Below are 25,348 nucleotides of genomic sequence, written 5' to 3'. Positions count from 1 at the left end.
CTCCCCCGGCTTCCGGACCCGCGACGTCCTGGCCACACGTCGTCGTACCCGCTCGGCCTGCGCCACTGCGCGCTTGGGTCCTACACATCGGCGGGGACAGCGCTTTCTTGCGGTTCCACCGCCACCACGAGAACGCCATCGTCCCCTCGGGGAGTTGAAGCCCGGCGGATCTGCGCTTCCCACAGCGCGGGCCAGAACGTCGTAGCGTCCCACAGGACACCCTTCAACGAAACGCCTTCGAGATCAGTGTCGCGCAGGTCGGCTCCGGTGAAGTCACTGCGCGCCGCCTCTACTTCGGCCCGAGTACGGGCCAGCTTCCGTGCCGTACGGCGGGCATATTCCAAGTCGTCCACGAGGTCTTGGGCCACCATGCTCAACCCGCCGTCCCCCCAGGAGATATCGGCGCGCAACAAGGGAACCAGTTCCTCGTCGAACATCTGCCGGGCCCGGTAGACAAGAAGGAACAACTCGTCCGCCGGCGTCGACAAGCGCCGCTCCAACGACCCCAGGTAGCCCTGCGGCACCTCCTGCGCATCGGCGGTCCAGGGATTGGGGAGCAACAGCACTTCCCCGAGGCGCGCACCCACCTCGTCGACCACATCGTGGACGGCGAAGGAGATGTCCTGCTCCCAAGTCGTCAGCCGCTCCAGCAGCTCCACCGCCAGCCCCAGAGCCACATCCAGATCGCTGGGCCAGTAGCGGGCCAGGATGCGCCGCGCCGCGTCGCGATACTTGAGCCGCAGGGCAGCAGGACGGCTCTTGAGACCGCGAGCGGCACGGGCGCGCATACGCGCGAAGCCCTGATTGTCCACGCTGAACCTGTGTTCCAGTTCGCAGCGGATCGCGATGGCCGTGCCCGTCTCCCGGTGCGCGGACACCAACAGCCGATCCAACGCCAGGTCAGGGTCACGCAGATCAGGCACGCCGCCTTGCGCGGCCAACCGGTCCCTCACCGCGGTGTCCAGCACATCCTTGGCCACGGCCAGCAGCTCGTCGAGTACCAGATCGTCGGCGGGCTGGTCCAGCGGGATCCTCATCGCTTGCCTCCTCGATCATCGTCGGGCTCCTGCTTGCTCAGCCCCAGCGATGCCTTGAGCGCAGCGCGGGCACGGCTGAGGTTTTGACGGACGGCGTCTTGCGTCGTGCCCATGGCACGGGCGCTCTCCTCCGTGGTGAAACCGTCGAGGTACCAGGCCATGGCGGCTCGCTGCTTCGCGGGGAGCGCCAGCAGCATGGCGATGACGCTCCGTTGCTCGTCGCCGATCTCGGCGGCCTGCACCGGCGTGTGCCACTGGTGATTCACAGGCGGTTCGGGCAGATCGGCGCAGCTGTCCTCAGGCCGCACCTGCTGACGGACCCAGCACCGCCATGCCACCGTGCGCAACCATGCCTTGGGGTGGACAACCGAGAGGCCGGGGGCGCACATCTGCGTGAAGGCATCCTGCGCGGCGTCCTGCGCCTCGCTCCACGATGCGCCGTTGAACAGCAGAAAGCGCACCAGGGCCGGGTATTGGTCACCGTGCAGTTCCTCGGCCAGCTCCCGGCCCGGCGTGGGAACCGTGGCCGCTTCCACCCTTACGGCCACGCCGACCTCACTGCTCATGGCTTCCTCCATCACCGCCACCCCCTGCCATGACCGCATCCGCAGGTCGGCCGGGCCCCTGGGGCACCGGCCGGTTGAAGCCCTCAGCGCAGACAGCCCGCAGGCGCCGCGTCTGCCCGTCGTCAGCGATGCGGGCCAGCTCAACCCGCGCGACGACGCGGCTGTGGACGATCTTGACCACGCCGCTCACCACACTGGCGCACACAGTCACCACCGCCCCGGCCACCACTGGATCCACTGTGCTCTCTCCCTGCTCGGTCCGTACCGCACGTCAGGCCGGCAACCACTCACACCAATAACTGTGCGCAGCCATACGGGAGTTGTGACATCTCGCAGGTGAGAGCCCCCGGCTCGGTGGACTTCGCCGGCGAAGATGATGGTCTCGGCGCCATCCTCGACACGCACAAGGCCGCCGCGGTACGGGACAGCCTGCTCCTCGGACACTGGCCTCAACGAACCAGCAGCCGACAGTTGGCACTCCTCCCAGCCCCGAGAAGTACCGTGCAGGCGTCGCGAGGCGATTGGTTCGGTCGCGCACTCGAATCAGCCGCGGGTGCGGCGTCGGTAGTAGTGGACGGTGACCACGCCCAGCAGCGGGCCCCACGCCACCAGCGGCACGTAGCAGATGTTCATCAGCCAATTGCCCCACCGCGTGATCTCCATTTCGCCGTGGAGCGTCGTCCAGACGAACAGCACGCCGTAGACCGTGCAGGCGACCGCGCCCAGCGCCGCGGGCACCACCGCTGCGGCCACGGGGATGCGGCGGCCTCCCAGGCGCGGTATCCACCGCGGCCACACCTCGCCCCAGGGCCTCACCAGTCCCAACGTCAGCCAGGCAAGACCCTCCTGGGCAGCGCACAGCAGCGGCAGCACGAGGTAGCCCCATCCGGGGATGAGCATCGCGTCGTACTCCGAGTCGCCGATCCCCAGCGGGAGACCCAGCACCACGGCGAACCGCCAGAGCGCGGAGGGCAGGGACACCCACACGGCCGCCGATGCCAGGCGCCGGGCCCTCGGAGAGACGGCGGGCGTGATCACGCGGGGCGAGAGGGAGGGGGCCGGCGGTGTCGGCGCGATGGTGGTCATGGGGGTCAACTCCTTGTGCGGGGGCTTGCCTTGACACCTCAGAGGCTGTCAGGCCACCCCATCCGTACACATCCCTCGCCGGATCGGGCTCGCCTCCCCCATGAGGCGCAGACGTGCCGAGCGCAGTCACACCTCAGGCTCACACTTCGGCCCGAGGTGAGGGTGACAGCCTGTCTCTGCCTTACGCGGCGAGATCGCATCGCCCACCGTCCAGGGCCGTGATGCCTGACGCCCTCCGGAGCAGGCCGGGGCGGGGCCGCGCATGTGTCGCGCATGTGCCGCGTATGGACCGCCCCCCGTCGTACCGTGGAGGGGGAAGGCCGTCTTCATGGTCGGCCTGCGGAGCGTTCCAGGCGGTGTCGTGCCCGGGGCGTCCTCGCCGGCTGTGCCCTCGCTCACACAACCGGAGGGCACTCTTCGGGGGCCCAACTCATGGGTAACGTAACGGTGTTGTGGTCCACAACTTCTACTCACGGAGGACATCGTGTCCGGTTCCGTCATCCTGGCTGGGGCCCGTACCCCCACCGGCCGCCTGCTCGGGGCGCTGAAGGACTTCTCCGGTGCCCAGCTCGGGGCCATCGCGATCAGGGCGGCCCTGGAGAAGGCGGGGGTGGCGCCCGAGCAGGTGGAGTACACGATCATGGGGCAGGTGCTCACCGCGGGCGCCGGCCAGATCCCGGCGCGCCAGGCCGCGGTCGCCGCCGGCATCCCGATGAGCGTCCCGGCACTGACCGTCAACAAGGTGTGTCTCTCCGGGCTCGACTCGATCGCGCTGGCCGACCAGCTGATCCGGGCCGGTGAGTTCGACCTCGTCGTGGCGGGCGGGCAGGAGTCCATGTCGCAGGCTCCGCATGTGCTTCCCAAGTCGCGCGCGGGCTTCAAGGCCGGCGATGTGTCGCTGATCGACCACATGATCCACGACGGGCTGTTCTGCGCCTTCGACCAGGTGGGCATGGGTGTCTCCACCGAGAACTACAACAGTCGGTACGCCGGGGTGACCCGCGAGAAGCAGGACGCCTTCGCGGCGGCCTCGCACCAGCGGGCCGCCGCCGCGGCCGCCGCCGGCCGGTTCGCCGAGGAGATCGCCCCGGTGTCGGTCCCGCAGCGCAAGGGCGACCCGGTGGTGTGCGACACCGACGAGGGCGTACGTCCCGACACCACCGTCGAGGTCCTGTCGAAGCTGCGTCCCGTTTACAGCGCCGACGGCACCATCACGGCGGGCACGGCGTCCCAGATCTCCGACGGCGCCGCGGCCGTGGTGGTGGCGAGCAAAGCCAAGGCCGAGGAGCTGGGCCTGCCCTGGATCGCCGAGATCGGCGCCCACGGCGTGGTGGCCGGGCCGGACGCGAGCCTGCACGAGCAGCCGTCGAACGCGATCCTGGCCGCGCTGGCCAAGGCCAAACTGGAGGCGTCCGACCTGGACCTGGTGGAGATCAACGAGGCGTTCTCCGCCGTCGGCATCGTCTCCACCGAGCAGTTGGGCGTCAATCCGAAGATCGTGAACGTGGACGGCGGGGCCATCGCTCTCGGCCACCCCATCGGCGCGTCCGGCGCACGGCTCATCGTCCACCTCGCTTACGAGCTGCGTCGGCGCGGCGGCGGTCTCGGCGCGGCGGCGCTGTGTGGCGGCGGCGGCCAGGGCGACGCCCTGCTGCTCCGCGTCCCGTCCGCCTGACCCGGGCCGTTCGGCTCCCGGTCGCACCCGTGCGGGCCCGGGAGCCGGAGGAACGACAACGACACGGCCCCGTGGGGCGCGGCAGCTGATGCCGCGCCCCACGGGGCCGCTCGCGTGCCCCCACCTGCCGCCCTGGCAAGCCGCGTTGGGAGTCGAGGGGCGCGCGTCACTGGGCGGGGGTGACCCGGTCCTGCGGACCCTGCGGAGCGGCCGCCGGCTCGGGTTTCGGGCGCAGCATGAGGAGCATCGCGCCCACCACGACCGCGCACAGGACGTTCACGGCCATCGCGGCGTCATAGACGTGGTGGAAGGACCGGATGCCGCCCGGGGTGGCGCCCGACGCCATGATCGAGGCGAAGCCGGCGACGCCCACCGCCCCACCGACCTGACGTACCGTCAGCGTCATGCCGAGGCCGCCGGCGAACTTCAGCGGGGGCACGGTCCCGGCCGCCAGCGACGACAGACAGGTGATGGCGAGCCCCAGACCACCGCCGCCGAGGATCGCGGCGGGCAGCCAGGCGCCCAGGAAGTTGGGCGTGGGGCCGAAGAGGTCCGAGGCCCAGATGGCGTTGCTCCCGGTGAAGGACAGCGCGCCCAGGACCGCCACCTTCACCTGGGTCGCCGGCCGGGAGAGGCGCCCGGCGGCCAGTGAGCCGGCCATCGAGGAGACGGCTCCGACACACAGGGCCCCGGCCGTCCGCAGGACCGTCCAGTGCCAGATCTCGGCGGCGAACAGCGGGGCGGCCAGCATCCAGGCGAACATCGTCATGTTGAGCAGGCCGAGGCCGAGGTTGGCGGTGGAAAAGACGGGGCTGCGCCACACCGTCATCTCCAGAGCGGGCGCCGCGTGGGTGCGCGAGCGCAGCACGGTCAGGGCGACCAGTGCCAGCCCGGCCAGGCCCAGACCGATGGTGCGGACGTCCCCCCAGCCCCAGGTGTCGCCCTCGGTGAGCGCGCTCACCACCCCGCCGATGCCCAGGGCGAGCGCGATGCTGCCCACCGCGTCCGGCAGGCGCTCCCCGGTGCCGCGCAGCCGCTGCTGCCTCGGCAGCACCACCACGGCGGCGATCAGCATCGCGCCGCACAGCGGGAGGTTGATGTAGAACACCGAGCGCCAGCCGAAGGCGCGCAGCAGCAGCCCGCCCGCGGCCGGTCCGATGACGGCGGAGAAGCCCGCCACCGCGGACCAGGTGCCGACCGCTCTGGCGATGCGCTCCCGGGGTGTCGTGGCGAGGATCAGTCCGAGGGCGGCGGGGATCATGCCGCCGGCCGCGGCGCCCTGCACGACGCGCGCCGCGATCAGCCACCAGATGGACGGGGCCACGGCGCAGACGAGCGAGGCGATCGTGAAGGCGGCGAGGGACCAGACGAAGACGGTACGCCGACCGAGGCTGTCGGCCATCCTTCCGGCGGGCGTGAGCACGGCCGCGAGCAGGATCGTGTAGCCGCTGAGGACCCATGTCACGGTGTTGAGCGAGGCGCCGGGGAAGTCGGCCAGGATGTCCGGGAAGGCGATGCTGATGATCGAGAGGTCGAGGAAGGCCATGAAGCTCGCGCCGCTGCACAGCGCCAGCACGCGGGCCGGGTTGACCTGCGTCGTGTGTGTGCGCTCAGCCGACTCGTCGGGCATGCGGTCCCCTCGGTTCGTGTGCGTCGTCGAACTCGCCCGCGACCCAACTCCACGCGGAGGCAGGCTGGTTGAGGCGGGGCGGCAAGGTCAGTGTGCCTTCCGCCCGAAGACGGCGGGGCGCGTTATGTGTGAGCACTACATGTGAGGACCGTCACTCGGGTGCCACTCGAAGATCTTCCCCGTCACGCCTTGCAATGGCTCTCACGACCGGCCAATGATGGGTTCGGGTCGTCCGGTCCACAACTGGTGCTACGGCGGCAGCCGTTGCCGCCCCGTCATTGCCAACTCACCTGTTCCGCTGGGCCGTTCACAGCGTCCCAGTGTCCGCACGTCTGCTCGACACCGTTTCAGCACGGCCGCACGACAGCGTTCCCGAACCACAGTGATCTCGCACAACGCGCTTGCACACCAAGGCAGTTCAGCACGTGGCGTACTGGCAATCCTGACAGCGCGACCGACTCACGCCCGTACCACGGCGCGTGAGGCGGGCGCCGTTCGATCTCGGGGGAATCGGCACGGGCGGGCGGGGTTTCGACCCCGTGCGTCCGCTCTCATCCGGCACCTGCGGGGCCCTACCGGGCCACCCGGCTGCCGTTGGCCCCTGCCCCGGGACGGGCGGCGCTCATGGACGCGCCGAAGGTCATCACGGGGGAGACATCGCTTTGACTTCTTTGAGTTCCGTCCTGATCGGGAGCGGGAGCGTCCTCGCTCGCTGTGGCGAGGTACTCGTGGCGAAGGGGCACCGGATCGCCGCCGTGGTGACCGACGACGCCACCGCCCGGTCCTGGGCGATCAAGGCGGGCATCGCCCACCACGAGCTGGCCGAAGCCGTCGCGCTCGCGCCCGGACTCTCCTGCGACCTGCTGCTGAGCGTCGGCAACTACGCGGTGGTGCCCGAGACGCTCCTTGCCCGCGCGACGCGCGGCGCCGTCAACTACCACTACGGCCCGCTCCCCGAGTACTCCGGTCTGCACACCCCGTCCTGGGCCATCGCGGACGGTGCGCGCGAGTACGCCATCACCTGGCACCGCATGGGCGCGGTCGTCGACGGCGGAGAGGTGCTGGGGCGGATACAGGTCGCGATCGAGCCCGACGACACCGCGCTGTCGCTGGGGCTGCGCTGTGACGAGGCGGCCGTCGCCAGCCTGGCCGGACTCGTCGACGAGATCGCGGAAGGCCGCGAGACGGGGGTCCCCCAGGACGCCGCGGCGCGCCGCTACTTCTCACGGCACACCCAGTTCGCCGCCGAGGGGCTGATCGGCTGGAGCCTTCCGGCCGAGCGCGTCGCCGCCCTGGTCCGGGCGACCGACTACGGGCCGTTCGCGAGCCCGTTGGTGTGGCCCAAGATCAGCGTCGACGGGCACTTCTACGCGGTACGGGAAGCCCGGGCCCGCGCTGCCTCGGACGACACCCCCGCCACGCCCGGCACCGTCCTCGCGTACGACGCCTCGGGGCTGCGGGTGGCGGCGGCCGCCGGCAGCGTCACGCTGACCCGGCTGTGCACCCTGGAGGGCGAGCACCGGTCCCCCGGCGCCGTCGCCACGGCCCACGGGATCCGTATCGGCACGATCCTTGACGTCCCCGGCGCGGACGCGAGGACGCGTCTCACCGAGGCGGGCGTCCGCGCCTCCAAGGCCGCGGGCCGGTGGCGCGAGCGCCTGATCGCATGCGGCGACGACCCCTACCGCCTGCCCTACCCTCAGCCTCGTACGGACATCGGCGCGAAGGACACCCGAACTCAGACCGAGCCCGTCGTCGTGCGATGTCAGGTCCCGCTCGCGGACGACGACGCCGGCGACACGGCGACCGCCGCCCAACTGGCGGGCGCACTGGGCATCTTCCTGGGCCGCGCGAGCGGGCGAGGAGAGGTGTGTCTCGCGGTGGTGGCCCCTCGTGAGGACGTCGACACCGCACACCGGGACCTCTTCGCCGCCTGGTTGCCCCTGCCGTGCCGGGTCGACGCCGACGCGACGATCGAGGAGAACCTGCGGGCGGTGGAGCGGGAGTTCACCATCGGCCGGCAGCGAGGCTGGATCCGCCGCGACGCGATCGGCCGGGACGACGCACTCAGGGAAGGCTGGAGCAGCGGCACGCTGACACCGGACGTGCTGATCTCCTGGGGCAGCCGCGACGCCGCGGACCACGGCTTCGGTGGCCGGCGCCCGAAACTGGAACTCCACATCCGCCGGGACCGCGCCGAGAGCGGCGCGCTTGTCTCCTTCCACTACGACGCCACGCGCCTGTCGGCCCGGGACGTCGAGCGCCTGGCCGGTCAGTTCAGTGCGTGGTGCGGGCGTCTGACCGCCGCCCCCCAGGGGCTCGTGGCCGACGTCGATCTGCTCACCGCGGACGAACGCGCCCTGCTCATCGAGGAGTTCAACGACACGGCCCGTGGTGCAGCGCTCCCCGAGCAGAGCCTGCACCGGCTCTTCGAGAGGGCCGCGCGCGACCACGCCGAGGACACCGCCCTGATCTGCGCGGACACCACCCTGACCTACGCCGGGCTCGACGCCCGCGCCGATCGGCTCGCCCAGGCGCTCGCCGACCGGGGCGTGGGCCGTGGCGATCTGGTCGGCGTGGCCCTGGACCGCTCGATCGACCTCGTGGTGGCCCTGCTCGCGGTCCTGAAGACGGGCGCCGCCTATGTGCCGCTCGACCCCAGGTTCCCGGCGGAACGCATCCGCCAGATGATCGAGGACGCCGACCCCAAGCTCATCGTCACCCCCGCGTCCCCACCGTCCGGCCTCGCCGCCTGGGACACCCGCTGTGTCAGCGTCCAGCTGGGTGCCGAGCAGAGCGCCGACGGGGAGCTCGCGGTCGAGGTGGGCGCCGACGACCTGGCGTACGTCATCTACACCTCGGGCTCGACCGGCCGCCCCAAGGGCGTGGAGATCACCCATGGGGCGCTGACCAACTTCCTGGGCGCCATGCGCGAACGCCCGGGGTGCGCGGCCGGTGACCGGCTGCTCGCGGTGACCACGGTGTCCTTCGACATCTCCGTCCTTGAGCTGTTCCTGCCGCTGCTCAGCGGCGCGACCACGGTCATCGCGCAGGCCCAGGAGACCCTGGACACCAAGGCTCTGAGCGGCCTGATGGAGCGTCATGCGATCACCATGATGCAGGGCACCCCCGCCACCTGGCAGTTGCTGCTCGACGGAGGCTGGCAGGGCACGCCCGCGCTGCGGAAGATCCTCTGCGGCGGTGAGGCGCTCTCCCGCGACCTCGCGGACCGGCTGCTCGCCGCCGGAGCCCCGGGCTCGGTGTGGAACATGTACGGGCCCACCGAGACCACCGTGTGGTCCACCGTCTGGGAGGTGGCGGCCCGGGCCGAGCAGGACGGCGTCGTCATCGGCACTCCGATCGACCACACCCAGGTCTACGTCCTCGACGAGAACCTCTCGCCGGTGCCGCCCGGCTTCCCCGGGGAGCTGTGCATCGGCGGCGCCGGGGTCGCCCGCGGCTACCGCAACGACCCCGGCCAGACGCGGCTGCGCTTCGCGGACAACCCCTTCCACCCCGGCACCCTCTACCGCACCGGCGACCTGGCCCGCTTCGTGGAGCCCGGCGCCCTCGCCCTGCTGGGACGCAACGACCGGCAGGTCAAACTGCGCGGCCACCGGATCGAGCTGGCCGATGTCGAGGCGGCCGTCGGCCGTCACGAGTCGGTCCGCCGCGCGGTGGTCGTCGGCCGGGACGAGCAGCTGGTCGCGTACTGCGTCCGCGAGACGACTCCGGCCGGTTCGCCGACCGACGCTCCGGCCGATCACAGCACCACCCTGGCCGAGTGGGCCGCCGCCTGGGACCGCGCCTACGAGGCCGACACCCCCTCCGACACGGGCTCCGGCACAGCGGACGCCACGTTCAACCTGGCGGGCTGGCGCAACAGTTACGACAACCTCCCCTTCTCCAACGGGGAGATGCGCGACTGGCAGCAGGCATCGCTGCGACGCATCCTGTCCCATGCGCCGGAGAGCGTCTTCGAGATCGGCTCGGGCAGCGGCCTGATGCTGTTCGGCCTGGCACCGCACTGCCGCACCTACCACGCCGTGGACGCCTCCGCCGCGGCCGTCGAGCTGACCCGGCGCCATCTCTCCTCCCTGCCGCACGTGACCTGCGAGCAGCGCGCCGCCCACGCGCTGCCGGAGGTCGCCGAGGGCGCCTTCGACACCGTGATCATCAACTCGGTGGCGCAGTACTTCCCCGACGTCGACTATCTGACCTCGGTGCTGGAGTGGGCGACCGGGGCGATCACCCGGGGGCGGGTCTTCGTCGGTGACGTACGCGACCTGGCGACGCTGGACGTCTTCCACGCCGACGTGGCGCAGTTCCGCGCCGACGCAGAGCCCGGCACGATCTCCGCCGAGGAACTGGCCCGCCGCACCGAACGCGGGATGCGCGCCGAGCGTGAACTGGCGCTCAGCCGCGCCTACTTCGCGAACCTGCCGCGCCTGCTACCCCGGATCAGCCGCGTCGAGATCACCCTGCGCGAAGGACGCCATGTCAACGAGATGACGCGCTACCGCTACGACGTCACGCTGCACATCGGCGAGGAGACCCGGCCCGTCACCGCGGCGTCGGAGAAGGAGTGGGAGGCCGACGGCTTCGACCTGGCGGCGCTCCGCGCCGAGCTGGGCTCGCTCACCGACCGTCCGCTGCGTCTGAACAGCATCCCCAACGGCCGCCTCGGCGAGGTGTACGCGCGGGTCGCCCCGGCCCTGGCGATCAGGGGCGCCCACACCTCGCCGGCGCCCCGCTCGTGGATCGACCCCGCCGACCTCGCCGCACTCGCCCACGAGGCGGGCCTGGAGCTGGCCCTGCTGCCCGGCCGGGCCGGCGACACCTGGCGCTGCGACGCCCTGTTCTGGCGGCCCGGCCAGACCCCGGACCTCAACCCCCGGCCCACCGAGGCGCGCGAGCGCGACGCCCTCGACGCGTACGCCAACACGCCGGCGGCCGGCGAACAGCCCAGGACTCCGCTCCATCGGGTGCTGCGCCCCTGGCTGGCCGAGCGACTGCCGGAGTACATGGTCCCGGCGTTCTTCGTGGAGCTGGACGAGCTTCCGCTGACCCCGAACGGCAAGATCGACGAGAACGCGCTGCCGAACCCGGTGGTGGAGGTCGACGCCACCGCCAAGCCCGCCACCGAACTGGAGCGGGACATCATCGCCATCTGGGCGGAGGTGCTCGGCCACGACCGGATCGGCGTCAACGAGAACTTCTTCGAGATCGGCGGCAACTCGCTGCGGGTCGTCCGGGTCCAGACGCGCCTGGAGCAACTCCTGGGGCGGCCCGTCTTCGGGGCCAAGCTCTTCGAGCACTTCACCGTGAAGTCCCTCGCCGCCTATCTGGCCGGCGGCCCGAGGCCCGTTCGGGAGGTCGTGCCCGACCGCCGGCGCGCCGACCGGGACGAGCCCATCGCCGTCATCGGCATGGCGTGCCGCCTGCCCGGAGGCGCCAACACCCCCGAGGAATACTGGGAGTTGCTGGAGCGGGGCGGCGACGGCATCGTCGAGGTGCCGAAGTCCCGCTGGGACGCGGAGGCCCTGTACAACCCCGACCCGGAGGTGCCCGGCACCTCCTATTGCAGCCGGGGCGGCTTCGTCACCCCCATCGACCTCTTCGACGCCCCGTTCTTCGGCATATCGCCGCGCGAGGCCCGCTCCCTCGAACCCATGCAGCGCATGGTCCTGGAGACCACCTGGGAGGCGTTCGAGCGCGCCGGACACACCCTGGAGCAGTTGCGCGGCAGTCGGACCGGCGCGTTCATCGGGGTGGGAAAGAGCTCGGCGTACCACGAGTACGGCCTCACCATGGCCGGTGGGCTCACCGACCTCGACGGCTATGTGGGGCCGGGCTCCGCGGGCGGCACCATGTCCGGCCGTGTGTCGTACGTGTTCGGCCTTGAGGGACCGACCCTCACCCTGGACACGGCGTGCTCCTCGTCCCTGGTGACCACCCATCTGGCCTGCAACGCGCTGCGCGACGGCGAGTGCGATCTCGCGGTGTCGGCGGGCGTGAGTCTGATGCTCACCCCCGAACTGCACGTCGAGTTCAGCCGGTTGCGCGGCATGTCGGCGGACGGCCGCTGCCGGTCGTTCTCCTCCGACACCGACGGCACCGGCTGGAGCGAGGGCTCCGCCGCCGTCGTCCTCAAGCGGCTGTCCGACGCCCAGCGCGACGGCGACCCCATCCTGGCCGTGCTGCGCGGCACCGCCGTCAACCACGACGGCCACGCCGCGAGCCTGACCACCCCGAGCGGGCCCGCCCAACAGCGGGTCATCCGCGCGGCGTTGGCCTCATCCGGGCTCCAGCCGGACGACATCGACTACGTGGAGGCGCACGGCACCGGCACCAAGCTGGGCGACCCCATCGAGGGCACCGCGCTCGCGGAGGTCTTCGCCGGCAGCCACCGGGACGAGGAGCCCCTGTGGGTCGGTTCGGCCAAGTCCAACCTCGGTCATACCCAGGCGGCGGCCGGTCTGGCCGGTGTGATGAAGGTGATTCTGGCCATGCGCCACAACGCCCTTCCCCGGACCCTGCACGTCGCCGAGCCGACCCCCGCCGTCGACTGGAAGGGCGCCGCCATGGCGCTCGTCCAGGAGCAGCGCCCGTGGCCGGCCAAGGACGTGCCGCGCCGTGCGGGCGTCAGCTCGTTCGGCATCGGGGGCACCAACGCCCATGTGATCGTGGAGGAGCCGCCGCGGCCCGCCGCGAAGCCGGTCGAGGAGGGCGCGCCCGCGCCGCTGCCGGCCACGCTGCCGTTCGTGGTGTCCGGCCACAGCGACACGGCCCTGCGCCAGCAGGTGGAGAACCTGCATCTGCACCTGGGCATGAACATCCAGGACCGGCTCGGTGATGTGGCCCGGTCCCTCGCGACCACCCGCACCCACTTCCGTCGTCGTCTGGTGGTGCCGGCCAAGGACAAGGCCCAACTCCTGGACAGGCTCGCCTCGTTCGCCCGTACCGGGGAACTGCCCGCGGACTCGGTGCGCACCGGCGACCACGCGGAGGAGCCGCGCACTGCGCTGCTGTTCACCGGGCAGGGCAGCCAGGTTCCCGGCATGGGCAGGGACCTCTACGACGTCCACCCCGTCTTCCGGTCCGCCCTCGACGAGGTCGCCGGGCGCTTCACCACGCTGGAGCGGCCGCTCCTGGAGGTGATGTGGTCCGCTCCGGGCAGCGAGGAGGCGGCGCTCCTCAACCGCACCGACTTCACCCAGCCCGCCCTGTTCGCCCTCGAAGTGGCGCTGTGGCGGCTGTGGGAGAGCTGGGGCGTGCGGCCGGAGCTGCTGCTCGGCCACAGCATCGGCGAGCTCGCCGCCGCCCATGTCTCCGGGGTCTTCGACCTGGACGACGCCTGCCGACTGGTCGCCGCACGCGGCCGCCTGATGCAGGCCCTGCCCGCCCGCGGCGCCATGGTCTCCCTGGAGGCCGACGGCAAGGAGGCGGAAGCGGTCATCGACGCCCTCGGGCTGCACGGCGCACTGGATGTCGCCGGACTCAACACCCCGACGCAGACCGTGCTGTCCGGCGACACCGACGCCGTCGAGGCGATCGAGGCCCACTTCACCGAACAGGGCCGCCGCGCCAAGCGGTTGACGGTCTCCCACGCCTTCCACTCGCACCACATGGACGCCATGCTGGCCGAGTTCCGGGCCGTGGCGGACTCCGTACGCTTCCGTCCCGCGGCGATCCCCCTCGTCAGCAGCCTCACCGGCGGACTCGCCGCCCCGGGCGAGCTGGAGCGGCCCGAGTACTGGGTGCGCCAGGTGCGCCACGCGGTCCGCTTCAGCGACGGCATGCGCAGCCTGCGCCGCGCGGGCGTGAACACCTTCCTGGAGCTCGGGCCGCAGCCCGTGCTGTCCGGCCTGGGCGCGTCCTGCCTCGCCGACGAAGGGCCGGTGTCCTGGGTGGCGTCCTGCGTCCCGGGCAAGGACGGGGTCTCGGTGGTGCAGCGGAGCCTGGCCGAGCTGCACGTGCGGGGCGTGCCGGTCGACTGGAGCGGCTTCTTCGCGCCGTTCGGCGGCGAGCGGGTGGCGCTGCCGACGTACGCCTTCCAGCGCGAGCGGTTCTGGTTCGAGCCGCCGCTCACCCGCGAGGTCGGCGCCGGTCTCGACCCGACCGGCCACGCGCTCCTCGGGGGCGGGGTGGAGATCGCCGGCACCGAGCTCTCGCTGTTCACCACCGTGGTGGCGGCCGACCAGCCGGTGTGGGTGCAGGAACACCGGGTGATGGACGCCGTCCTGATGCCGGGCACGGCGTTCTTCGAGGCCATGCGGGCGGCAGGGGACGCGGCCGACGAGGGCGAGTGGGACCTGTCGGACGTGGTCATCGCCTCGCCGCTGGTCCTCACCCCGGGGGTGCCGGCGCGGCTCCAGGTCACCGTGGGACCGGGCGTCGGCGAGAGCCGTTCGGTGCGGGTCCACAGCGCGTCGGAGGGCGAGGACGGCGCCTGGCAGCTGCACGCCGAAGGCCGGATCACGCCCGCGGAGGGAGCCGGCGGCGCCGCGGTGACAGTACCGCCGCGGGGCGCCGAGCCCCTGGACGCGTCCGCCCTCTACAGCGACCTGGACGCCCTGGGCTACGGCTACGGGCCGACCTTCCAGGGCATCAAGGAGGCGTGGCACGTCGGCGGGGAGGTGTGGGCCAGGGCCACGCTGCCGGAGAGCGCGGAGCAGAGCGCCGCCGGCTACGTCCTGCACCCGGCCCTGCTGGACTCAGCTATGCACTCGCTGCTGCTGACCCAGCGGCTCCAGAACCGCACCGGCGACGACCTCTTCGTTCCGTTCGAGGCCGAGCGCCTGTCGCTGCGGGTGAAGGGCCTGGCCGAGATCTGGGTGCGGGTCGCCGAATTCGAGCTGGGGGACGGCGAGTTCTGGGCCTCCCTCGACCTCCATGACGCGGACGGCGCCCATGTCGGCCGGCTGCACCGGCTGCACGCGCGGCGGGTGGACCGGGCGGTGCTGCGCCGGTTGGCCGCGGCCGGGGTGGACCGCTTCCAGTTCGACGTCGACTGGCGTCCCGTGGACACCGCCAATGTCGAACTGGGCGGCTCCTGGGGCCTGATGGCCCCGGCCGGGGACGTGCCGTGGGCTCGCGAGGCCAAGACCCTCCTGTCACGCGCCGGCATCCAGGTGATCAACGTACGGGACCTGGAGGACGCCGAGGACCTGGACGGCCTGCTCTGTCTGTGGGACTCCGACGCACACGTACCCGCCCAGGCCCATGCGTTCGCCGCGAAGGCGCTGGAGCAGCTCCAGGAAGCGGTGGGCAAGGAGTTCCGCGCCCCGCTGGTCTGGGTCACCCGGCACGCGGTGGGCACCGGCGCCGACGACATGGTCTCGGGGCTCGGCGCCGGACCGCTGTGGGGTCTGATGCGGACCGCCCGCAACGAGCACCCCGAACTGGGGCTGCGCATGATCGACCTCGGTGACGAGGAGGCGGACCGCAAGGCCCTGCCCGCCGCGTTGATGCTGGAGGCCGAGCCGGAGTGCGCCCTGCGCCACGGCGAGGTGCTGGTGCCGCATCTGGCGCGGGCGGGCTCCGCCCAGGACCTCCAGCTCCCGGCCGAGGGCCGCTGGCAGTTGGAGATCGCCGCCAAGGGGCGTCTGGACGAGCCGCTGACCATCACGTCCCTGCCCGAACGGCCGCTCGCGCCGGGCGAGATCCGTGCCGAGGTCAGGGCGGCGGGGGTGAACTTCCTCGATGTGCTCAACGCCCTCGGCATGGTGGAGATCCCGGCGTTCGGGTTGGAGTTCGCCGGTGTGGTCACCGAGGTCGGCTCCAGCGTCGACCAGGTGAAGGTGGGCGACGCCGTCCTCGGTCTGGCCCGCGGCTCCTTCGCCTCCGAGGTCGTCACGGACGTGCGCCAGGTGGTGCGCATGCCGGAGCACCTCACCTTCGAGGAGGCCGCCACCATCCCGATGACCTTCCTCACCGCCTGGTACGGGCTGCACGAACTCGGCGCCCTGCGACCGGGCGAGAAGGTGCTGATCCATGCCGCGGCCGGCGGTGTCGGCATGGCCGCGGTGCAACTGGCACGGCTGCGCGGCGCCGAGGTCTACGGCACCGCGAGCGAGTCCAAGTGGCCGGCGCTGCGCGAACTCGGCCTGGACGAGGCCCATGTGGCGTCCTCGCGCGATCTCGGGTTCGTCGAGCACTTCGGCGGGGACGGCGCCCGTTTCGACGTGGTGCTGAACTCCCTGGCCACCGAGTTCATCGACGCGAGCCTCGACATGCTGGGCATCGGCGGGCGGTTCCTGGAGATGGGCAAGATCGATGTGCGCGAGCAGTCCGCCATCGACCGGAGCCATCCGGGAGTGAGCTACACCGTCTACAACCTGCCGGAGGCGGGCCCCGACCTCATCCAGCGGATGCTGGCCTCCATCGCCGAGCTGTTCACGCAGGGCACGTTGGCGCCGCTGCCGCTGCGGGCCTTCCCCATGACCCATACCTCCGACGCCCTGCGCTTCATGGCGCAGGCGCGCCACGTGGGCAAGGTGGTCCTGGTCCCGGCCGAGCGGCGGGAGTTCGTGCGGGCGGACGGCGCGGTGCTGGTGACGGGCGGTGTCGGCGATCTGGGCCGGCGCGTCGCCCGGTGGCTGGTCGACACACACGGCGTACGCGACCTGGTGCTGACCTCCCGCCGCGGCATGGAGACGCCGGGCGCGCGGTCCTTGGTGGAGGAGCTGTCCGCGCTGGGCGCCACGGCCGAGGTGGTGGCGTGCGACGCGGCCGATCGTGACGGCGTCGCCGCGGTGATGGCCCTGTTCGACGACGGGCGTCCGCTGCGCGGCGTGGTCCACGCGGCGGGTGTGCTGGACGACGGCGCGCTGACGGATCTGACGCCGGAGCGGCTCGACGCGGTCTTCCTGCCCAAGGTGGACGGCGCGTGGCATCTCCACGAGCTCACGCAGGACCGGGAGTTGGACCTCTTCATGATGTTCTCCTCCATCGCGAGCGTCATGGGGGCGCCCGGCCAGGGCAACTACGCCGCGGCCAACGCCTTCCTGGACACGCTGGCCCAGCTGCGCCGGGCCAAGGGCCTGCCCGCCACCTCGGTGGCCTTCGGGCCCTGGGAGGGCGAGGGCATGGCGGCCGGGCTCAGTGAGTTCGACCGGGCCCGCTTCGCCCAGCTCGGCCTGGACCGGCTGGCTCCGGACGAGGGCCTGGAACTGTTCGAGCTCGCCGTCCGGAGCGGCCGCGCCCTGATCATGGCGGCGGCCCTGGACCTCAACCGCGTCCAGCACTACTTCGAGAGCCGTGGTGGCGTTCCGCCTCTGCTGCGCACCCTGCTCAGCGCCAACTCCGGCAAGCGTGCGCGGGCCGGCGGCGGAACGGATCTGCGCAAGCTGCTGGCCGAGGCGGCGCCCGAGGAGTACGGGTCCGTGGTGCTGGGCGTGGTCCGCGCCGAGGTGGCCAAGACCTTGGGCTTCGCCTCGCCCGAGGCCGTGGACGTCAGCGTGTCGCTCCAGGACATCGGGATCGACTCGCTGACCGCGGTGCTGATGCGCAACCAGCTCGCGGACCTGACCAGGCTCGCCCTGCCCGCGAAGATCGCCTTCGACCACCCCAACCTCATCTCCCTGGGCGACTTCCTGCTGGAGAAGCTCCTTGAGGCAGGGCTCGACGCGGCGCCCGAACGCACCGCGGGCACGGTGGCCACGGGGACGACCGAGGGGCCTGGCCTCGATCTGTCCGCGGCCCGCAAGGGCTGTCTCCACCCCGATCTGCGGTTCGACAACGCCGCGGCGGCGCCGGTACGTCCGGAGGCGGTCTTCGTCACCGGCGCCACCGGCTTCGTCGGCGCGTATCTGCTGCACGAGCTGCTCGCCTCCGAGGTGGTCGCCTACTGCCTGGTACGGGCGGACGACGCCCGCCAGGCGATGGAGCGCCTGGTCGGGGCGCTCGACGGATACGGGCTGTGGAGGCCGGAGTTCGCTCCGCTGCTCAACCCGGTCGTCGGTGACCTCGCCCAGCCGCTGTTCGGTCTGGCCGAGGACGACTTCGACGACCTGGCCGATCAGGTGGACGCCATCTGTCACTCCGGCGCCCTGGTGGACTGGATGCGACCGCTGGACGACTACATCGGACCCAACGTGGTCGGCACGCACGAGGCGCTGCGGCTGGCCTCGCGCGGCCGCGGCAAGGCCTTCCACTTCGTGTCCACCTTCGCCACGCTGCCCAAGTACCTGGGGTACGAGGTCAGCGAGGACGACCGCGAGTACGGCTACCTCACCTCCAAGTGGCAGGCGGAGCAGATGGTGGCAGCGGCCCGCTGGCGCGGCGCGAAGGCGTCCACGTACCGGCTGCCGTTCGTGGGCGCCTCGACCCGCACCGGCCACTTCCGGCTCGACCGGGGCGACTTCCTGCACAACCTGATCACCGGTGGCCTGGAGATGAGGTGCTTCCCGTCGCTCGCCACCGATCTGACGACGGTGCTTCCGGTGGACTATCTGTGCCGGACGATCGCCGAGGCGATCACCGACGACCTGGGGCGCATCGGCCAGGACTACGACTTCGTCAACTCCGACGCCCCCGGCTTCGACCGGTTCTTCGAGATGGTGGGCGCCGCCGGCGGCGGGGCCGAGGTCGTGCCGTTCGACCAATGGCGCCTGCGGGCGCTGGAGTTCGCAGCCGGCCACCCGACCGGCCCGCTGGCGCGGATCGCCGCGCTTGTGGACGGCCTGACCGCGGGGGGCCTCGCGGACATGTTCGCCGCGCTCCCCGTGGGCGGCGCCGTCTTCGGGGCCGAGGACTATCCCTCGCCGCCCATCGACGAGGACTTCGTCCGCACCTATGTGCAGCGCATCACCACTTCGGACCGAGCGGAGAACACCACGTCATGAGCGACGCGACCCAGGCGCCCGGCGCGACGGTGGACGACGACGCCACCGTCACCGGGACCTACCAGAAGACCGGCACCTTCCTGCACTCCTCCGCGGCGGTGCACGCCGAGCAGCTGTCCCCGGTTCTCGACAAGTACCAAGTAGATCCAGGGGAGTTGGAGCTCCGACTGCCCCCGCACCGGACGCTCAACACGAGCTGCTTCACCCCCGAGTCCCACCCCACCCATGTCGTCCCGATGCGTCTGGACGACGGCCTGGCGGACAACCTGGCGCGCCAACTGCGCTGTCAGGCGGTGATCCAGGAGAGTTTCGCCGCCGCCTCGATCGGCAGCTACTTCCCCGTCTCCACCATGTTCGAGAACTGCGTGCTGTTCGTGCCGTCGGCCAAGCGCTTCTACGACCTGAACCAGGACATCGTCGAGGAGCACTTCCCCGAGGTCGAGACGGCGGTGGTGAACGCCTTCATCGTGCCGGCCGAGAAGCGTCCGTACGGCACCCACGCGGCCAGCTCGATCGCCCTCCAGATCCCGTCCCTGGTGAAGAAGCGGCTCGGTTTCCCCACCGAGTACCGCAGCTTCCACACCGCGCTGACTCCGACGCCGCTCAGCCGGCAGCCCTTCGTGATCTTCGAGGAGGCCGAGCTGGAGGCCCCGAACCTCCCGTACGTCTACGAGAGGATGCTGGAGTGCGGCCTTGAGGGCGAGGAGAAGAAGGCCGTCGACAAGGCCCTGTACCTCTTCCTGGAGGGGAAGCTGTCAGAGCTCGACCTGCCGTCGGTGCGGGACTACCTCATGGCGATGTACTGGGCGACGACGTACGCCGACAAGCCGTCCCCGGGCTACTACTGCGACAGCCGGGTGGGTGACGCCCTGGTCTTCGACAACTACCGGGCCCACGCCGACAGCACCCTGCCCAGGACCACCAAGGACCGCCTCACCATCGACCTGCGCTGCTTCAACAAGGTGCACTACCCCAAGGGCATGACCAGCGGCCTGGACTTCATCGTCGATCCGGCCGAGCGCGCCCACCAGATCAGGCGCAAATGGGCGTCGATCGACTTCCTGCTGGCCACGCTCGGCTACGAGAGCGTGGAGGAGTTCCTGCGCCTGGTGTTCGGCGGGTCCCGGCAGGCGGCGGACATCGACCCGTTCAGCCTGATGACCGACCTTCAGTTCGGCATCTACAACAAGTCCGAGTACCACCTCCTCGACCAGAACCTCGACGCCCACTACGAGCGGGTCGAGGCTCTGTACGACCGGATCGTGAAGGAAGGGGAGTACGTCCTTCCGGAGCGGGCCGCCCGGTGCCTCGCGGCGCTGAGCGAGCAGCCGGGCCGCTGAGGACGCGTCCGTAGCGAACCACCACCGACACCGATTGAGGAAGGCGCCGTGCTCCGAACCGAATCCGTGGACGACCTCGTGGAGCGCTTCTACACGGTCGTGAAGCTGCCGCACGATCCGTTCGCGAAGGCGTTCCTCAATCGGTGCCGCTCACGCACCCTCAAGGTCGACGGCCGCTTCTACAAGTACTTCCAGAGCGGCAGCGGCCCGACCGTACTGCTCGTCCACGGCCTCAACACCAATCTGGGCAGCATGGTGCCCATCGCCGAGGACCTGCTCGCCCACGGCTACCGGGTGGTGCTCTTCGACGTGCCTCCGCACGGGGAGGCGCTCGGCACCACCGGTGATCCCACCGAGATACGTGCCCTGCTGCGCGCCCTGTACGACGGGCTTCCCGACCTGCACGCGGTCGTCTGCCACTCCATGGGCGGTCTGTGGGCGCTGACGGCGTGGCAGGCCGGGCCGGGTCCGCGGGCCGTGGTCTCCCTCTCCTCGCCGGTCACCAAGGCGTTCCTGGTCGAGAGGTTCGCCGAGGTGAACGGCCTCGACGAGGACCGGGTACGGGAGTTGACCGGCGCGATCGAGGGGAGGTTCGGCGAGACGGTGTGGCAGGAGTACTCGGCGCTCCGTGCCGTCCGGGCCATCGACGTGCCGGGGCTTGTCATCCACGGCACGGCCGACGACCATGTGCCGCCGGCCCACGCCGAGCAACTGCACGCGAACTGGCGCCAGTCGACCCTGGAACTCGTCGACGGCGTCGGGCACTTCGACATCGTGGAAGCACCCGGGGTTCGAAAGATCATCTCCGCGTTCCTGCGGAGCCTGTGAGACACAGTAAGGGGCATTGCATTGGACACCGACACCACGGAGAAGCTGCGCCGGCTGGCCTTCACGCCGATGCGGACGCAGCCTCCGAACGCCACCCGGCCGATCCTCGAACAGGCCGCCAAGGAGGTCGAGGTCGTCGACGGCGACAAGGTGGTCCACTATCTCTGGGGCGCGGGCGAGCGGCGGATCCTGCTGGTCCACGGCTGGGCCGGCAACGCCGGGCATCTGGTCGTCCTCGCGGAGGCGCTCGCCCGCGCGGGCTGCGCGGTGGTCGTCGCCGACCTTCCCGGTCACGGCGAGTCGGAGGGGGCCGAGTCCTCCGTCATCCACTTCGCCAAGGCGGTCGAGGCGGCCAACGAGCGGTTCGGCCCCTTCCATGCCGTCGTCGCCCACTCGCTGGGCGCCGCGGCCACGACCTACGCCATGTCACGCGGGGCGACGCCGGAGCGGACCGTGTTCGTGAACCCCATCAGCAGTTACGTCAGCCTCTGGCGCCGCTCCGGTGAGGTGATGCGGGTGTCGCCCGAGGCCATCGCGCTGGTCCGGGCCCGCGCCGAGGACTGGCTCGGCGTCTCCTTCGACGCCATCGAACCGGCGCTCGCGGCAAGGGAGTTCAGCGGCCGGTTGCTGGTGGTCCACGACGAGAACGACCCGGAGTCGCCCATCACCGACAGCGAGGCGCTGGTGGCCGCCTGGGGGCAGGCCGAGCTGATGCGGGTGCGCGACCTCGGCCACACCAAGGTGCTGCGCGACGAGGCCGTGGTGCGCCGCGTCGTCGGCTTCCTGACGGCGGACGGTGCGGGCGCCGACGCCGGGGCGGGTGCGGAGGCCGGGTGACGCTCCCCGTGCCGGTGCACGTGGTCGCCGCGCTGGGGGTCTTCCTGCGCGTCTGATTCCTGGGGCGGTGGCTCGCCCGCCGGCTCGGGCAGCCCGGTGTCGTCGGCGAGATCGCGTTCGGCATGCTGCTGGGACCGGCGGTCCTCGGCCTGGCCTGGCCGAAGGCCCAGTCCGTCCTGCTGCCGACCGACGTGCTGGGGCCGCTGCGCGACCTCGGGCACGCCGGTCTGGTCCTGTTCCTCGTGGGCGTCGCCCATGAGCTGCGGCTGGACGCCTCCCGCCTGCGGGACCGGGCCGTCGCCTGGACGGCGCTCGGCACCTTCGTGCCGTCGCTGCTGGTCGGCGCGGCGCTCGGCGGCTGGCTCGTCTGGCTCGACCGGCCGTCCTTGCGGGGCACCGCGCCGACCGGGGCGTTCGTGCTCCTGGTGGCGCTCGCCCTGGCGGTCTCGGCGGTGCCCGTCCTTGCCAGGGTGCTCGCCGACCGGGGCCTGACCGCCACCCGCGCGGGGCGGCTCTCGCTGACCTCGGCGGCGCTCGTCGACGCCGTCGCCTGGCTGCTCCTCGCCGTGGTGATCGCCATCGCCACCCCCGGGTCGAAAGGCGCCTGGACCGCGGCGACGGTCCTGGCGGTCGGTGCCCTCGCGGCCGCCCTGGGCCGCCGACTGCTGCGTACGCCCCCGGCCGAGCGGCTGTGCGCCCGGTGGCCCTGGCCGGTGGCGGTCGTCCTGGGGCTTTGGGTGCTCCTGGCGGCGGACGCGGCGGAGTCCCTGGGCCTCACCGCGATCTTCGGGGCGTTCGTGGTGGGTCTGATGATCCCGCCCGAATCGCCGCACTGGGACGCACCGGTGCGACGGGTCTCCACGCTCGGCCTGTGGCTGGTGCCGGTCTTCTTCATCGCGACCGGGCTGCGGATCTGGACGGCTTCGGGCGGAATCCCCTGGCTGGTGGCGATCCTGGCGACGGCCCTGGCCGTGCTCGCCAAGGTCGGCGGCGGCTACGCCGTCTCCCGCCTGGGCGGGGAGGGGCACGCCGCGGCGCTGCGCGTCGCCGTCCTGCTCAACACCCGGGGCCTCACCGAGATCGTGCTGCTCCAGGCCGGATACAGCGCGGGAGTCCTCACCTCGGGGCTGTATCTGGCGCTGCTGGTGACGGCGGTGGTCACCACGTCGATGACCGGCCCGCTCCTGTCGTTGATCGACCGCCGGCACGGGACGGAGGCGACCTCGGCGCCCCGGGAGAACGAGCCGATCGCGCTGGGCTGAGCGCTCCTCGCACGAGACGATCCACACCGGTCGGCCGGCGAGCGATGAGTTCGGCGGCCGGGCGCGGTCTCTTCTACGAGTCGACCTACGAGTCGCCCCTCGTGAACCTCCCCAAGGAGTCCGCCCATGACCGCCCAGGCACTACCGCCCGTCGTCGACGCCGAGACCTGGCAGCGCCGGCTGGACGAGCTGCGCGCGCAGGAGAAGGCCGCCACCCGGCAACTCGACGCGATCGCCGCCCAGCGCCGCAGGATGCCGATGGTCGAGCTGCCCGACTACACGCTCGAAGGCGAACAGGGGCCGGTCTCGCTGGCCGACGTCTTCGGCGACAAGACCCAGCTGGTCGTCTACCATCACATGTGGTTCCCCGGAGAGACCTGGCAGTGCCCCGGCTGTACGGGGTTCACGTCGCAGTTCACCCGGCTGGACTTCCTGGACGCCTACGACGCGCGCTTCGTCATCGTCACCCAGGGCCCCATCGACGAGGCCCTCGCCTACAAGCGTCGGGTCGGCAACGAAATGACCTGGTACTCCACCGCGAACAGCCCGTTCGGCGCCGATGTCGGCGCGCCGCCCGGCGGAGGCTTCGGGGTCAATGTGTTCCTGCTTGACGGCGACACCGTCTACCGCACCTGGCACACCAACGGCCGGGGAACGGAGCAGCTCGGTTACACCTTCGCCCTGATCGACCTGCTGCCCTACGGCCGCCAGGAGGAGTGGCAGGACTCCCCCGAGGGCTGGCCGCAGTCCCCCACCTACAGCCGGTGGGCCACTTCCCGGCGCATCGCCGATCTCTACGGCCCGGGCGCCCGCGCCGAAGGGTCTCCCCCGGCGGGTGGGTGAGCGGAGCCTCAGGGCCGGGGGGCGGCCGGCCGGGTGTAGGTGCGGATGCGGTAGCGCAGCCCGGTCGCGGAGGTCGCCCAGCCCCGGTCCTCGGCGGGCTGCCACTGCGGCCCCGGCGTCGGGGCATGGGTGTCGCCGGGCACCGTGGTGTCCACCTCGGTCACCGAGAGCGTCGTCGCGTGCGGCAGGGCGGCACGGTAGATCTCCCCGCCGCCGATCACCCACACCGTCGCGGTGGGCTCCGTCGACCGGGCCGCGATGTCCAGCGCCTCCGTCGACCTGGCCGCGATCTCCAGCGCCTGGCTGACGGAGCCGGCGCGTTCCGCGCCCTCGGCCTCCCACCGCGCATCCCGCGTCACCACGATGTTGCGTCGGCCGGACAGCGGACGGAAGCGCGGGGGCAGCGAGTCCCAGGTCTTGCGCCCCATCACCACCGGGTGGCCCAGGGTGGTCGCCTTGAAGTGCGCCATGTCCTCCGGCAGACGCCATGGGATGGCGTTGCCGGCGCCGATCACACCGTCGGGGGTCTGCGCCCAGATCAGCCCGACGTTCACACCGCCACCGGCGCCTTGATCGCCGGGTGGTGCTGGTAGCCGAGCATGTGCACGTCCTCGTAGTCGTACGTGAAGAGCGAGTCGGCCGGCTTCAGACGCAGTTCGGGGAAGTCGTAGGGGGTGCGGGTGAGCTGCTCGGTGACCTGCTCGACATGGTTGTCGTAGATGTGGCAGTCGCCGCCGGTCCAGATGAAGTCGCCCGGTTCCAGGTTGACTTGCTGGGCCACCATGTGCGTGAGGAGCGCGTAGCTGGCGATATTGAACGGGACGCCGAGGAACAGGTCGGCGCTGCGCTGGTACAGCTGGCAGGAGAGCTTGCCGTCGGCGACGTAGAACTGGAAGAAGGCGTGGCACGGCGCCAGCGCCATCTTGTCCAGCTCCGCGACGTTCCATGCGGAGACGACCATGCGGCGGGAATCGGGGTCGCGGCGCAGACAGTCGAGGACTTCGCTGATCTGGTCGATGTGACCGCCGTCGGGCGTCGGCCAGGACCGCCACTGGACTCCGTAGACCGGCCCGAGCTCGCCGTCCTCGCCGGCCCATTCGTCCCAGATCGTGACGCCGTTCTCCCGCAGCCATCCCACGTTCGAGTCGCCGCGCAGGAACCACAGCAGCTCGTAGACGACGGATTTGAGATGCACTTTCTTGGTGGTGACCAGAGGGAATCCCTGCGAGAGGTCGTATCGGAGTTGGTGCCCGAAGACGCTTCGGGTGCCGGTGCCCGTTCGGTCGGCCTTCGCCGTCCCGGAGGTGAGCACCGACCTCAACAGGTCTTCGTACTGGGAGTCCGCCATAACTCCCGAGTTTACTTGCTGGTCAGCGCGCCATCCGCATCGCCGCTG

The 25,348-nt window shown here is 71.5% G+C and carries 13 protein-coding genes; 7 read left to right on the top strand and 6 right to left on the bottom strand.

Annotation, left to right across the window (positions count from 1 at the left end; all coding sequences use genetic code 11):
- Positions 1-80: 80 nt before the first annotated feature.
- The 3 genes from DWB77_RS34005 to DWB77_RS33990 all read right to left on the bottom strand — a co-directional run bounded on the left by DWB77_RS34005 (position 81) and on the right by DWB77_RS33990 (position 2,689).
- Positions 81-1,037 (bottom strand): hypothetical protein, encoded by a 957-nt coding sequence (locus DWB77_RS34005; protein ID WP_120726178.1) that lies wholly within the window; start codon positions 1,035-1,037, stop codon positions 81-83.
- The gene (locus DWB77_RS34000) at positions 1,034-1,603 is read right to left on the bottom strand and encodes an RNA polymerase sigma factor (protein ID WP_246033723.1); all 570 of its coding nucleotides are present in this window, start codon (positions 1,601-1,603) and stop codon (positions 1,034-1,036) included. The genes DWB77_RS34005 and DWB77_RS34000 overlap by 4 nt, the downstream gene beginning before the upstream one ends.
- 543 nt (positions 1,604-2,146) lie before the next feature.
- On the bottom strand, positions 2,147-2,689 hold the full coding sequence (locus DWB77_RS33990; RefSeq protein WP_120726172.1) for a hypothetical protein: 543 nt from the start codon (positions 2,687-2,689) through the stop codon (positions 2,147-2,149).
- A 484-nt stretch (positions 2,690-3,173) separates the two neighbouring features.
- Between DWB77_RS33990 and DWB77_RS33985 the strand changes: the two genes are divergently transcribed.
- Complete coding sequence (locus DWB77_RS33985) at positions 3,174-4,364, top strand: acetyl-CoA C-acyltransferase (RefSeq protein WP_120726170.1); 1,191 nt, start codon at positions 3,174-3,176, stop codon at positions 4,362-4,364.
- A 166-nt stretch (positions 4,365-4,530) separates the two neighbouring features.
- Here the strand turns inward: DWB77_RS33985 and DWB77_RS33980 are convergent, their stop codons facing one another.
- Positions 4,531-5,994, bottom strand: a complete 1,464-nt coding sequence (locus tag DWB77_RS33980; protein ID WP_120726168.1) for an MFS transporter — start codon at positions 5,992-5,994, stop codon at positions 4,531-4,533.
- A gap of 662 nt (positions 5,995-6,656) precedes the next feature.
- Between DWB77_RS33980 and DWB77_RS33975 the strand changes: the two genes are divergently transcribed.
- The 6 genes from DWB77_RS33975 (at position 6,657) to DWB77_RS33950 (ending at position 23,952) form a co-directional block, all read left to right on the top strand.
- Positions 6,657-18,842 (top strand): polyketide synthase, encoded by a 12,186-nt coding sequence (locus DWB77_RS33975; RefSeq protein ID WP_120726166.1) that lies wholly within the window; start codon positions 6,657-6,659, stop codon positions 18,840-18,842.
- Complete coding sequence (locus DWB77_RS33970) at positions 18,839-20,182, top strand: hypothetical protein (protein ID WP_120726164.1); 1,344 nt, start codon at positions 18,839-18,841, stop codon at positions 20,180-20,182. Before DWB77_RS33975 ends, DWB77_RS33970 begins: the two co-directional genes overlap by 4 nt.
- Before the next feature lie 48 nt (positions 20,183-20,230).
- Complete coding sequence (locus DWB77_RS33965) at positions 20,231-21,010, top strand: alpha/beta fold hydrolase (RefSeq protein WP_120726162.1); 780 nt, start codon at positions 20,231-20,233, stop codon at positions 21,008-21,010.
- 21 nt (positions 21,011-21,031) lie between these two features.
- The gene (locus DWB77_RS33960; RefSeq protein WP_120726160.1) at positions 21,032-21,847 is read left to right on the top strand and encodes an alpha/beta hydrolase; all 816 of its coding nucleotides are present in this window, start codon (positions 21,032-21,034) and stop codon (positions 21,845-21,847) included.
- Between the two features lie 59 nt (positions 21,848-21,906).
- Positions 21,907-23,109, top strand: a complete 1,203-nt coding sequence (locus DWB77_RS33955; protein ID WP_120726158.1) for a cation:proton antiporter — start codon at positions 21,907-21,909, stop codon at positions 23,107-23,109.
- Positions 23,110-23,235: 126 nt separating this feature from the next.
- On the top strand, positions 23,236-23,952 hold the full coding sequence (locus DWB77_RS33950) for a DUF899 domain-containing protein (RefSeq protein ID WP_120726156.1): 717 nt from the start codon (positions 23,236-23,238) through the stop codon (positions 23,950-23,952).
- An 8-nt stretch (positions 23,953-23,960) separates the two neighbouring features.
- Here the strand turns inward: DWB77_RS33950 and DWB77_RS33945 are convergent, their stop codons facing one another.
- Both DWB77_RS33945 and DWB77_RS33940 read right to left on the bottom strand, forming a co-directional pair.
- A complete protein-coding gene (locus DWB77_RS33945) occupies positions 23,961-24,506 on the bottom strand; it encodes a dihydrofolate reductase (protein WP_120726154.1) in 546 nt (181 codons plus the stop codon).
- Positions 24,503-25,300, bottom strand: a complete 798-nt coding sequence (locus DWB77_RS33940) for a thymidylate synthase (RefSeq protein WP_120726152.1) — start codon at positions 25,298-25,300, stop codon at positions 24,503-24,505. Before DWB77_RS33940 ends, DWB77_RS33945 begins: the two co-directional genes overlap by 4 nt.
- Between the last annotated feature and the right edge of the window lie 48 nt (positions 25,301-25,348).

This window comes from Streptomyces hundungensis (genome assembly GCF_003627815.1).
In the GTDB taxonomy this organism is placed as follows: Bacteria; Actinomycetota; Actinomycetes; order Streptomycetales; family Streptomycetaceae; genus Streptomyces; species Streptomyces hundungensis_A.
Note: the sequence above shows the minus strand (reverse complement) of the source record. Positions and strands in the feature narration are given on the sequence as shown.

What these genes read in the sequence shown, in the direction of transcription:
- DWB77_RS34005 (WP_120726178.1), bottom strand. Translation starts at nt 1,037, where the DNA reads ATGAGGATCCCGCTGGACCAGCCCGCCGACGATCTGGTACTCGACGAG.
- DWB77_RS34000 (WP_246033723.1), bottom strand. Translation starts at nt 1,603, where the DNA reads ATGAGCAGTGAGGTCGGCGTGGCCGTAAGGGTGGAAGCGGCCACGGTT.
- DWB77_RS33990 (WP_120726172.1), bottom strand. Translation starts at nt 2,689, where the DNA reads ATGACCACCATCGCGCCGACACCGCCGGCCCCCTCCCTCTCGCCCCGC.
- DWB77_RS33980 (WP_120726168.1), bottom strand. Translation starts at nt 5,994, where the DNA reads ATGCCCGACGAGTCGGCTGAGCGCACACACACGACGCAGGTCAACCCG.
- DWB77_RS33970 (WP_120726164.1), top strand. Translation starts at nt 18,839, where the DNA reads ATGAGCGACGCGACCCAGGCGCCCGGCGCGACGGTGGACGACGACGCC.
- DWB77_RS33950 (WP_120726156.1), top strand. Translation starts at nt 23,236, where the DNA reads ATGACCGCCCAGGCACTACCGCCCGTCGTCGACGCCGAGACCTGGCAG.
- DWB77_RS33940 (WP_120726152.1), bottom strand. Translation starts at nt 25,300, where the DNA reads ATGGCGGACTCCCAGTACGAAGACCTGTTGAGGTCGGTGCTCACCTCC.